This window comes from Methylobacillus draconifructus, assembly GCF_045984385.1.
Lineage (GTDB): Bacteria > Pseudomonadota > Gammaproteobacteria > Burkholderiales > Methylophilaceae > Methylobacillus > Methylobacillus flagellatus_A.
Genome location: NZ_JBJQIJ010000002.1, coordinates 128,416 through 139,935, shown reverse-complemented (window position 1 = coordinate 139,935; position 11,520 = coordinate 128,416). Strand labels below are relative to the sequence as shown.

Annotated in this window: 11 protein-coding genes; 5 read left to right on the top strand and 6 right to left on the bottom strand. The window is 58.9% G+C overall.

Features of this window, described 5'->3' with window-relative positions; translation table 11 throughout:
- Positions 1–26: 26 nt before the first annotated feature.
- The 5 genes from ACKF11_RS04520 to purU form a co-directional block, all read right to left on the bottom strand.
- A complete protein-coding gene (locus ACKF11_RS04520) occupies positions 27–1,364 on the bottom strand; it encodes a hypothetical protein (protein WP_407996122.1) in 1,338 nt (445 codons plus the stop codon).
- 27 nt (positions 1,365–1,391) lie between these two features.
- Positions 1,392–2,678, bottom strand: a complete 1,287-nt coding sequence (locus ACKF11_RS04515; protein WP_407996121.1) for an HlyD family type I secretion periplasmic adaptor subunit — start codon at positions 2,676–2,678, stop codon at positions 1,392–1,394.
- A 17-nt stretch (positions 2,679–2,695) separates the two neighbouring features.
- Positions 2,696–3,457, bottom strand: a complete 762-nt coding sequence (locus ACKF11_RS04510) for a hypothetical protein (RefSeq protein WP_407996120.1) — start codon at positions 3,455–3,457, stop codon at positions 2,696–2,698.
- 13 nt (positions 3,458–3,470) lie between these two features.
- A complete protein-coding gene (locus tag ACKF11_RS04505) occupies positions 3,471–5,348 on the bottom strand; it encodes a TolC family protein (protein ID WP_407996119.1) in 1,878 nt (625 codons plus the stop codon).
- 402 nt (positions 5,349–5,750) lie between these two features.
- A complete protein-coding gene (purU, locus tag ACKF11_RS04500; RefSeq protein WP_407996118.1) occupies positions 5,751–6,605 on the bottom strand; it encodes a formyltetrahydrofolate deformylase in 855 nt (284 codons plus the stop codon).
- A 274-nt stretch (positions 6,606–6,879) separates the two neighbouring features.
- Here purU and ACKF11_RS04495 point away from each other — a divergent pair, with 274 nt between their 5' ends.
- From ACKF11_RS04495 to ispH, 3 genes are read left to right on the top strand one after another with little or no spacing between them, the layout of a single operon-like run.
- Complete coding sequence (locus ACKF11_RS04495) at positions 6,880–7,440, top strand: GyrI-like domain-containing protein (protein ID WP_407993239.1); 561 nt, start codon at positions 6,880–6,882, stop codon at positions 7,438–7,440.
- Positions 7,437–8,351 carry a CobD/CbiB family protein gene (locus ACKF11_RS04490; protein WP_407996117.1) on the top strand — a complete coding sequence of 305 codons (915 nt, stop codon included), beginning with the start codon at positions 7,437–7,439 and terminating at the stop codon, positions 8,349–8,351. Before ACKF11_RS04495 ends, ACKF11_RS04490 begins: the two co-directional genes overlap by 4 nt.
- Positions 8,352–8,385: 34 nt before the next feature.
- Positions 8,386–9,312 carry a 4-hydroxy-3-methylbut-2-enyl diphosphate reductase gene (ispH, locus tag ACKF11_RS04485; protein WP_309565679.1) on the top strand — a complete coding sequence of 309 codons (927 nt, stop codon included), beginning with the start codon at positions 8,386–8,388 and terminating at the stop codon, positions 9,310–9,312.
- Between the two features lie 64 nt (positions 9,313–9,376).
- Here ispH and ACKF11_RS04480 read toward each other — a convergent pair whose 3' ends face one another.
- The gene (locus ACKF11_RS04480) at positions 9,377–9,781 is read right to left on the bottom strand and encodes a DoxX family protein (protein ID WP_407996116.1); all 405 of its coding nucleotides are present in this window, start codon (positions 9,779–9,781) and stop codon (positions 9,377–9,379) included.
- A gap of 176 nt (positions 9,782–9,957) precedes the next feature.
- Between ACKF11_RS04480 and ACKF11_RS04475 the strand changes: the two genes are divergently transcribed.
- Together ACKF11_RS04475 and ACKF11_RS04470 are read left to right on the top strand one after the other, a co-directional pair.
- Positions 9,958–10,386 carry a GNAT family N-acetyltransferase gene (locus ACKF11_RS04475; RefSeq protein WP_407996115.1) on the top strand — a complete coding sequence of 143 codons (429 nt, stop codon included), beginning with the start codon at positions 9,958–9,960 and terminating at the stop codon, positions 10,384–10,386.
- Positions 10,387–10,606: 220 nt separating this feature from the next.
- Positions 10,607–11,518 (top strand): SdiA-regulated domain-containing protein, encoded by a 912-nt coding sequence (locus tag ACKF11_RS04470; protein ID WP_407996114.1) that lies wholly within the window; start codon positions 10,607–10,609, stop codon positions 11,516–11,518.
- The last annotated feature ends 2 nt before the right edge of the window (positions 11,519–11,520 follow it).

Sequence of the window (11,520 nt, the reverse complement as noted above, 5' to 3'; positions counted from 1 at the left end):
CAAAACTTAAGGCCGGGCCGTCGTCATCAACGGCGTTGCTTGCCTGCCTCTTCCAGCAGGCTCGCCAGCACGGCGCGTTGTTCGGCGGGCGAGAATCTGTCCATCATGTTGGTGATGTTGGTGCGCAGCTCCATCGAGTCGTCCGTCATACGCGTCATCATGTCGCTCATGCGAGAGAGATCGGTTCCCTGCCGTGCGGTAGTCTGGATCAATTCGGAGAAGTGGTCGTTGAGCTGGGAGAGCATATCGGCGTTGCCGCGCTCCATCATGCTCAAGATGGTGCCGAGCTGACGACCCACGCGTTGCAGTTCGCCGCGGAATTGCGAGACGGATTCGTTGTGGTCCGCCATGGCGCGCATCATCTCGCTGCGTTGCTTGTTGAAGTTGTCCAGCTCGGCCTGCAAGGCGCGATCCTGTAGGCGTGAGGATTCACTCAGGCGTTCCTCGATGCGGCGTAGCACGCGGATTTCCTCGGTGGCCACTTCGCGGCGGAACTTGAGCTCCGCAGGGTCCATGTTGGCAAGATAGCCAGCGCCGCCGGCAGTCCCGGACTCGATGACCACTGTTTCGCCGTCTGTCGTGGTGGCGACATTGCCACTTTGGCCATTGTTGGCAAGGCGTGCAATCGCTTGTTCGATGTGCTGGGCCACTTCGGAGCCGAGGATGGAGAGGACTTCCTGGGTACAGCGGCGCACTGCCACCATCATGAATCCCAACACGATGGAACCGAGCAGGCCGAACAGGGAGGCCGAGAAGGCGATGCCCATGGAACGCATCGGGGCGCGCATGCGCGATACCATGTCGCGGAAGACTTCGACCGGGCTGTCCACGCCGACGTTGATGGTGGCGAAGCTGGAAATCAGCACCGCAATGTCATCCAGGGTCGCCAGCAAGCCGATGAACGTACCCAGCAGGCCGAGGCCGACCAGCAGGCTGGTGAGGAACTGCGGCAGGGCGTTGCGGTTGGTCAGGCGGCGGCCGGCACTGTTGAGTTCGGCATCGATGGCGACCTGTTCCTGGTGGGCGATGCCGCGGCCGCTGGAGGTGGCCATCATGCGCAGCACGTATGCGATGTCGCCATCGTAAGCCTGTGCCCTATCCTGCAGTTGGGCTGGGCTCTCGCCGGATTGCACGGCGTTGGTATAGTCCTCCAGCTTGTTTGCTTCCTTTAGCAGGCGGCGCACATTGAACAGGATCAGGATGCCTCCAAGGATGGTGATAAAGAAGATGGCGTAATTGATCTGCGGATGAGGGTTCTCGACCAGCGTCTTGAGGATGGCCTCATGATAGACGGCAGCCCCCAGCAAAAGCAGCACAAATGGCAAAGCCGCGTAAAAGTAATAAATTCTTAGTCGCTTCAGCATGTGGAACTTACCTTTAACAAATAATCTTTATCTCGGATCGCGGAATACGCGATCCCCAAAACGCATCATCGGCGACAGCAGGTAGGAAAGCACGGTGCGCTTCCCCACGACAATATCCGCCGTCACTGACATCCCCGGCGAGATCGGGCCGGCGGATTTCGCCAGCTTGATTTCGCTGATGCTCCCTACATCTACCCTCACCCGGTAGTAATACCCTTCACGCTCGTCGAACAGCGTGTCCGCGCTCACTTCGGTGACCTTGCCGGGCAAGGCGCCGTAAGTGGCATAGTCGAATGCGCCGATGCGCACCCGCGCCGGCAAGCCGTTGCGCAGGTTGGCGCGGTCGTCCGGCCTGGAGCGTGTTTCCACCACGATGTGCTCGTCTTCCGGGGTGATCTCCAGCAGCGGCTCGCCCGGCCGGATCACGCCCCCCACCGTCGACAACATCATGCGGTTGACGAACCCCGCCATCGGCGCGCGTACGATGTTGCGGTCCAGGCGGTCCACATTGGTCTCGAATTCCAGCGTGGATCTTTGCAGTTCTGCCCGCACATCCGTCAATTGGGCCGTGGCATCCGCACGGAAGCGCGCCCAAAGTTCGCCTATCTTGGACTCGATTTCCGCTTGCGCCGCCTTCAGGCGGGGCAACGCCGCTTCTGCTTCGCGCAGTTGCGACTCCATGCGTTGCAAGCGGCTTTCCGCATCCAGCAACTCCATCTTCGAAGCTGCGCCGTTCTTGTTCAGGCCTTCGATCAGCCTGTGCTGCTGGCGCGCCAGCTCTATCTCCGAAACCAGGTTCCTGCGCCGGGTCTCGATCTCGGCAATCTCACCGCGGCGCTGGGCGCTTTGGTCGCGCAACACGCGGGATTCTTCATTCACGCTGGAAACCCGCGCCTGCAGCGCCGCGGCTTCCACTTGCTTCACTTCTGCGTCATGCAGGTCGGCAGGGAATTCGATGCTGTTCTTGCCGCGTGCTTCTGCCAGCAACCGCGCCTCGCGGCCTCGCAGGGCGTCGCGCTTGGTGCGCTCCTGGCCGAGGTCGGAGCGTGCCTTGATGTCGGAAAGCTCGATCAACGGCTGGCCTGCCTTGACGACTTCGCCTTCCTGCACCAGGATGGTCCTGACAATCCCGCCTTCGAGGTGCTGCACGATCTGCGCCTTGCCTGCCGGCACTACGCGGCCCACCGTGCGCACAATCAGGTCAACCCGCGCCAGGGCTGCCCAGGCGACCAGCGCCACGACTGCGAGGACACTGACCAGGACGAAGGCCCGGGAAGGCGTCATGGCAGTCCATTGTTTGCGTAGCCAGCTCATGCCGTTCAGCGACCTGCTTAAGGCTTATTGCCAGCCGGTACGACCGATACCAGCGAGCTGTCCGACCTGGCGTTGCCATCTACGATGGAAACGCGGATCCGGTCTGCGGGCAGCTTCATTTCGATCAACAGGTTGCGTACCGCCATTGCGCGATAGAACGCAAGGCGCCGCGCTTCAGTGAAGCCCGGGGGCACGCTGACTTCCAGGGTCGCGCCGCCGCTCTCCACGATGGCTTGCAATGGGCCGCGCAATTCATCGGCCTCGTTGGTGGAGATGGTGATGGCATCATCGACGAAGTCGACGATCAGGCCGCCCTGGGAACCGGTAATGGTCATGTCGGGCTCTTCGGCGCGGATGGTGGCGGAAACCACGCGGCGCGGGCTGTCGCGGCCGGCAGATTTTTCATGTTGCAATGCGGCCAGCTCCTGCTTGAGGCGGCGTGCCTCATCGTCCTTGCCTTTGAGCGCAGCGAGTTGCTTTTGCAATGCATCGACCTGCAATCGCAGACGGGCGGCATCGTCATCGGATTGATGCGAAGTGGATTCCACTGCCTCCATATCGGAAGGCGTTAGCTGAGAGACCAACTGCTGTTCCTCGGTCGGAGGAGCTACTGGCGTTTCTGCGCTAATATGGCGGCGTCCCAGTTCCATGGCGAAGATGAACACGGCAATGGTGAGGATCACCACGACAAACAGCAGGTTCAGCACCAGGTTGCTGACTGCATCGACGTAGCCGGGCCAGAAAATGCCTGAGTCTTCCTGTTCGTTATCAAGCTGCATGGCGTTCTCTCACCTATTCCTTGGGCAGCGGCGTGGCCGTGCCTTCTTCCTGCGGGTTCAGCGGCATTGTCACGGCATCGTCCGTGCTATTGCTGGCCGGGCCGAAGCCAGGCGTCTTGCTGGCGGCGACCACGGTCATGGGCTGCGATTGGCCGAGCAGGCGGTTGATTTGCGACAGGGCGTCAATTTCCTGCGCATGCAGCGTCACCAGGCGGGTACGCGCCTGGTACTGGCGGTCGTAAACATCCAGCAGGTCCAGCAGGGATTGGTTGCCCGCGAACATTTTCTCCGACATGGCGTTGGCGGCCGACGTGATGGCGTTCAGTTCGCGATAGCCCGCCACCAGTTGCTCGCGGGAAGATTCGAGGATGGCGTATTGCGAGATCATGGCCTGGCTGATACGGCGCTGCAGGTCGTCGAGGCGGTAGCGCACCTCCTCGATGCGCGAGAGCTTTTCCTTGGTCATGTAGTAATCGCTGCCGCCGTTGAGCAGGTTCCAGTTCAATACCACCATGAAGCGCTTGTCGTCCTGTTCGCCTACGGGGCCACCGGCGTTATCGGTGGTCCACCTGGAAAGCTCCAGGTCCAGGCGCGGGGCATAACGCGAGCGTGCGACGTTCTGGTCGATTTGGGAAGCGCGCAGCTCTTCGCGTATCGAGGCGATGTCGGGGCTGTTGTTCATCGCGATCTTGATGGCGTCGGCAGCCGTGGACGGGATGACGCCCATGTCCTCGCGTTCCGGCAGGCGGATGTTTTGCGGCGCGACGTTGGTCAGGCGCAGGAATTCAATGCTGGCGGCCGAGTGGGCGGCTTCCTGCTGGGTGCGTGCCGAACGGGCGGACAGGCTGCGCGCACGCACGCGTTCGCGGTCGGCATCGCTGGAAGCGCCCGCGGTGGCGCGCTTGTCCACGTAGGTGAACAGTTCGTTGAGCTGGTTCTCGTAACCCAGCGACAGGTCGGCGATCAACCGGCTGGTGGTCAGGCCGAGGTAGGCGTTGACGGTGGAAAGCCAGGCATCGCCCTGGCTGCCGCGGCGGCTTTCCTCGCGCGAATTGATGACGGCCTGGCGGCGCTTCCAGTCATAGATGCTGGGCAGGTCCATCAACGGCTGGCGCAGTGTGATCACGCGGTCGGTGCGGGTATGGTGCGACTCCTCCATGCGAGAGCCGGTGCGTGCGTCGATGGCGGAGGAGGGCGACGATATCTCGCGTCCCTTGCCGTAGCGCACGGAAAGATTGGGCAGCAGCAGGCCGCGTGCCTGCTTGGATTGCGCTTCTGCCTGGTTCACGCGTTCGTCGGCGATATGCACGTCGCGGCTGAAGTCCACCGCGGCATCGGTGGCCGCGCGGATATCCATGGTGTCGGTGATCGTAGCCGGCAATTGCGCGGAGTGGACTTGCTCCGCGTATTCGCTGCTCAGGTATTCATTGTGGATTTCATTGGCAACCGCCACGGGAATGGTGCTGATGCCGAACAGGCGCGACAAGTGCAGCTCATCGACTGCGGCCGCTGACTGGGCTTGGGTCGGCAGGTCCAGGTTGAGCGATTGCAGGCCAATCGGCGCGACACGGGTTTGGGCTGCCTGCTGTGGTTGAGCTGCATTGCCAACGAGTGCTGGCGCTGCGGGAGGCGCGGCCAGCTGCTCGGGCGTTGTCGGCGCGACCACTAGCTGGGGCTGTTTCAGGCCCTGCTCGGTTGCCTTCACCGCTTCGCTGGCGGCATTGGCCGCTGCGGTAGCGGCGCTGGCTGCGGCCGTCGCAGCTGCGGCAGCTGCATTGGCTGCCTCAACCGCCGCATGTGCGGCGCTTGATGCAGTCTGCAATACGCTGGCAGGTGCGTTGGTGATTTCCCCTTGCGGTTCGGCAGCCCAGGCTGCTGTCACCACTAACATAGGCCATGTACATTTAAACATGAAGTGTTTGCGGTTGTTTAACACGTTCAACCCTTAGTGATTTTTATAGATAACCAGGCGGGATTTTTCCCTACCTGTTGTTTCAATCTAGCTCAAAACCCATTGCTTGAATGTCAATCATTGTGAATCGCACCGAGCTTCCGTTGGCTCACGCGACTGGCAGCAACTCATCACAGAGCATTTATTGCGCCAATGTGATGAGCCGCGGGCTAGTCTAATGATGTACTAGATAAATGTCATTGTTTTTATAGGGTTTTTAGTCCTATCGGACTATGGGGATATCTTGAAGGCGGCGTTGAGGTGGGATGGCGGACGATCAAAATCCAGCGGCGGAATGTCGACATTCCGTCACTGTTGTCGGCTTTTCGGCGGCTTGGCCGCTTAATCGAAGATCACGGTTTTGTTCGCGTAGAGCAGGATGCGGTTTTCGATGTGCCAGCGCACGGCGCGGGATAATACGACGCGCTCAAGGTCGCGGCCTTTCTGGATCAGGTCTTCGACCTGGTCGCGGTGGGAAATGCGGGCGATATCCTGCTCGATGATGGGGCCTTCGTCCAGGACTTCCGTGACATAGTGGCTGGTGGCGCCGATCAGCTTGACCCCGCGCTCGAAAGCGCGGTGGTAGGGACGGGCGCCGATGAATGCTGGAAGGAATGAATGGTGGATGTTGATCACGCGATGCGGGTAGCGCTTGACGAAATCCGGCGAGAGAATCTGCATGTAGCGCGCCAGTACGATGAGGTCGACCTGGTATTCGTCGAATAAGGCGAATTGCCGCGCTTCTGCCTCGGCCTTGTTTTCCTTGGAGACTTCGATATGGAAGAAAGGAATGCCGTAGAACTTGGCGAGGTTCTCAGTATCGCGATGGTTGCTGATGATGAGCGGGATGTCGCAATCCAGCTCGCCGCTCTGGTGGCGGTGCAGCAGGTCGACCAAGCAGTGGTCATATTGCGAGACCATGATGGCCATGCGCGCGCGGCGCTGGGAGCCCTTGAGTTCCCAATCCATACTGAACTGGTCGGCAATCGGCGAAAAATGCTCGTTGAAGTTGTCGAGGTTGACTTTTGCGCCGTCCAGGTCGAATTCGACGCGCATCAGGAACAGGCTGTTCTCGGCATCCTGGTGCTGATCCGCATGCAGGATGTTGGCATCGTGGCGATAGAGAAAATCGGCAATCGATGCGACGATGCCCTTGCGGTCGGGACATGTCACAAGTAGGGTTGCGGTGTTTTTCATCGTGGCTCTGGCGGCATTAAACGCAAAAGCCGCCATTATACTGGGATTTGATGAGCATTGTCCGGCGGCGATTTGTCGCTTGCCTCTCTGGCGAAAATATCGTGAACAGCCTCTCATGCAGGCAATCCGGCCTGCCTGCGGAGGATTGAAAGTTATGATGAAGACAAGCCGTGTCTGTGGTATCGTTTGCCAGTAACAATAACAGTAGCCTCAGCCTGTTGTTCAGGCCCGCAAGGCGCGTTGCGGACAATTGTCTGATGGTGTGGTCAAGACCGTGAAAAAACAATTACCTTATTTCCTGCTGGTATTCCTGATTCCTGTGACCCTGGTGCTGTGGTGGTGGGGTTTGTTTTCATCTGCCGATGTCGAGATCGCCGAGCGCGGCAATTACCGTTACGCCTACCTGGAAGCCGAAGGGCCGTATTCCAAGCTTTCCAGCAAGCAGGAAGAGGTGCTGCACGAACTGGTGGAGCAGAATATAAAGCCCGGCCCGGAAATCACCCTGATCTTCAGCGATCCGCGCACCACGCCGTACAAGGAGCTGCATGCGCGCGCAGGGTTCATCATTGACGCCGACGCCAAGCCGGCCGCACCGATCCAGGTGGATACCGTGCCTGTGCGCAAGGTGTTTGTCGCGAGCATCAAGGCACATCCCTTGCTTGCTTACGGCAAGACGTATTCCAAAGTGCTGGATTTCGTCAAAGCCAAGGATACGACTTTGAACCTGCCCACAGTGGAGATTGTGGATGACAGCGTGCTGAGTGTCGAAATGCCGTTGGAGCCGGTCGAGGAAGCGGAACAGAATACGGAACGCAATGCGGGAGAATCGCCTTGAACTTCATTGCACTGATTGGCGCGCTGGCGCTGACTTACTACCGGCCGCATCGCAAGCTGGACTGGTTGCAGGAGATCGTCGCGCCCTTGGTCCAGCTGCTCGAGCGTAACTTCAACGGCGGCAACCGCCTGCAGGGCATGACGGCCTGGGCGCTGGTCGTGCTGTTGCCCAGCCTGCTGGTCGGCGCGGTCTATTACGTGCTGCTGCAGGTGAACGCGATTCTCGGCATCGTATTCGGCGTGGCGCTGCTTTACTTCACCTTGCGCTTGAGCCAGTTCGGCCCGCGTGCAGAGGAGATCATTGCCGCATTGCGCACCGGCAATATCGACGAGGCCCGCCTCTTGCTGGGGCAGTGGGAGAAAATCGACAGCGACAGCTTCACGCTGACCCAGGTAGCGCAGGTGAGCGTGGAGACGGTCTTGTCGCGCTCCCATTACGGCCTGTTTGCGCCGATTTTCTGGTTTGTCATCCTGGGCCCGGCTGGCGCGTTGTTCTACCGGTTATCCCATATCGTTACCATGGAGTGGCAACCGAATGAGGCGACGCCCTTCAATGACTGGGCGCGCAAGGTGTTCCGCTGGCTCAATTGGCCGCCTGCATTCGTGACCGCGGGCAGTTTTGCGATTGTGGGCGATTTCGAGGATGCGATCTATTGCTGGCGTTCCCAGGCCGAGACCTGGTCGGACAAGGCGATGGGCATGATCCTCGCGAGCGGCGCAGGCGCATTGGGCGTGAGGATAGGCGAGCCGTTGCCGATGAACGGCATTCTGGTGTTCCGCCCTGAAATCGGCTTGGGCGATGCCGCCGATGCGGACTACCTGCGCAGCGCGGTGGGCCTCGTCTGGCGTGTGCTGGTATTGCTGATCGGATTATTGCTGCTGCTGACGTTTGCCCACTGGCTGGGCCAGTGACAAGCGTTGCAGCGAGCGACATTGTAGAGAGACTATGGATATTGTATTAGCCAACCCGCGCGGGTTTTGTGCAGGCGTAGACCGCGCGATCATTATCGTCGAACAGGCGCTGGAGAAATTCGGCGCGCCTATCTATGTGCGCCACGAAGTGGTGCACAACAAGTTCGTGGTCGATGACCTCAAGAAAAAAGGCGCGATCTTCGTCGAGGAACTGGACGAGGTGCCCGCCGGCAATACCGTGATCTTCAGCGCGCACGGGGTTTCCAAGGACGTGCGTGCCGAGGCGGAAGCCCGCGGCCTGCAGGTATTCGACGCCACTTGTCCGTTGGTGACCAAGGTGCATATCGAGGTGGCCAAGATGCGCGCCTCCGGCAAGGAAATCATCATGATCGGGCATAAGGGGCATCCCGAGGTGGAAGGCACCATGGGCCAATCCGAGGGCGGCATGTACCTAGTGGAGTCGCCGGAGGATGTGGCGACGCTGCAGGTGAAAGACCCGGCGCAATTGGCCTATGTGACGCAGACGACCTTGTCGATCGACGATGCCGCGTCGATCGTGAGCGCGCTCAAGGCCAGGTTCCCCGAGATCACCCCGCCGCGCAGCGATTCCATCTGCTACGCGACGCAGAACCGCCAGGATGCGGTCAAGGTCATGGCGCGGGATTGCGATCTCGTGATCGTGGTGGGCTCGCCCAACAGCTCCAATTCCAACCGTTTGCGCGAAGTGGCGCAGAACCAGGGGATCGAGTCCTACATGGTCGATAACGCCTCTTTCCTCGATCCTGCCTGGATCGCCGGCAAGAAGCGCGTAGGCGTATCTGCGGGCGCTTCCGCACCCGAGGTATTGGTGCAGGAAGTGATCAACAAGCTCAGGGAGCTGGGGGCTGCCGAGGTGCAGGAACTCAACGGCGTGGTGGAAAACGTGGTGTTCAAGATACCGCGCAACTTGGCCGAGGCTTGAAATATCGAAATTGAAAATAAAAAAGGGCGGTCAAACCGCCCTTTTTTGTGTACATGAGCTATCGTCAGGATTGTTTGCGCAGGTTGTCCAGGCTGAATGCCGTCGGCGCGTGCAAGGCCAGGGTGATATAGCCTCCGGCCAGGGCAAGGTACTGCATCAGGCCGATCAAGCCGCTGCCGGGGGTAGGGTCGGGCAGCTTGAGGAAAATGGCGACGAAGATCGCATAGACTGCCAGCACATAGGCGGACAGCTTGGTCTTGAAGCCCAGCAATAGGCTCAGGCCAAAAATCAACTGCACCAGGATCATCAAGGGCGCGAAAACGCCCGGCAGGCCGAAGTGGCCGAGGTACATCTGATATTGCTCGTAGCCGCTGGGGTTTTGAAAGATGATCGCCAGCTGGAACAGGATGGCGACCAAGAAAATTTGCGCCAATAGAATACGTCCAAGGAAACCTAAAAACTTCGTCATCGTCTTACCTTCTCGTCCAAGTACACAAACATGTGTCTACGTTAATTTTTATATCGATTTCATCAATCGAGGCGAGCATAGATGATGCCTGTAAGCGCCATGCACCGCAATACTTGTGAAGGCTGCATGGCTGGGCCGGCATGAATTTCCCTCACAAGAAAAGAAAGAACACTGACATGAGCTTTTATGTAAGGCAGGCTGACTGGATAAGCGATCAAGCGCAGATATCGGCGATTCGCCAGCAAGTTTTCATCGACGAACAGCATGTGCCGGCCGAACTGGAGTGGGACGGATTGGACGAGACGGCCCTGCATCTGCTTGCCGTCGCAGAGGACGGCAAATCGATCGGCTGTGCGCGTATCCTCAGCGACGGCAGCATTGGCCGCATGGCCGTCTTGCAAGCCTGGCGCAGGCAAGGCGTCGGCCAAGCGCTATTGCAGGCGGCCATCGAGTCGTGCCGGCAGAATGGCTGGTTCGATATCCACGTCTCCGCCCAAACCCATGCGCTGGCTTTTTATGAGCAGGCCGGATTCCACGGCGTCGGCGAAGAGTACATGGATGCGGGCATCCCGCATCAAGCCATGAAGCTGCACATCAGCAACTAATTATCTTTTCTTATCAAGTTGCTATTCGACCGCATTGCGTCGGCGAATGTGGCACATTTTCTTTCTTCATTTTAAAGGCAAATAGTCTCTCGAGCCTGTTTTCAAGACTAGGTGGAGGACTATGCACGTCTTCATCCTGTTGTCTTTCGCCGTCTGCAATATTCCCTCCGCTTGTTCACTATCAACAATATTTGCATCACCATTTTTAGGGGAATTTCAAATGATTGCGCGTACTCTAGTGCTCCTTGCCGGGCTTTCCATGTCTGCCCTGGCATTTGCCCAACCCTCTCTCAACCTTTCCGACTATACCCTGGGTTACAGATTCAACCTGCCCGGCCAGATAGGCATGGTAGGCGAAGCCTCGGCCATTACCTACAACTGGGATACCGGCACCTTGTTCGTCGTCGGCGATGAGGCCGAAGCCATCGTCGAAGTGACCAAGACCGGCGAAGTCGTCGGTCATATGACACTGAATTTTGGCTCTAATTTCGACGCCGAATCCTTGACTTATATCGGCAACGGCCAGTTCGCATTGGGCGAAGAGCGTACCCAGAGCGTGTACAAGATTGATTACCAGGCTGGCACGACGCTGAGCCTTTCCTCAGTTACGCCTGCCTACTCTTTCGGTAGCTACAGCAATAACGAGGGTCTGGAGGGCTTGAGCTGGGATCCGCGTACTAACACCTTGATTGCCGTGAAGGAAAAGAATCCTCAGGCAATTTACGAGGCTGAAGTTGATTTCGATGCCCGCACAGGCAGCCAGAGCATTTTGTTCAATGCCGCACTGCTTGGCTTGCAGGACCTTTCCGATGTGCAAGTGCTTGCTACCGTACCTTCATTCCTCGGCACCGGACTGGATGACAACCTGTTGATCATCAGCCAGGAGTCACGCCTGCTGCTGGAAGTGACTCGTACCGGCGAAATACTGGGCTCCATCGATCTCCGCCGTCTGAGTGGCACTGCCGAAGGCGTGACGATTGATGAACTGGGCAATATTTATATTTCTGATGAACAGCCTCGCGTGTTTGTATTCCTGCGCCCGACGCCTGCCGTGCCTGAGCCTGAAACCTATGCACTGCTGCTGGCCGGCCTTGGCCTGCTTGGCTTCGCTGCACGCCGCCGCGCTGCATAAAG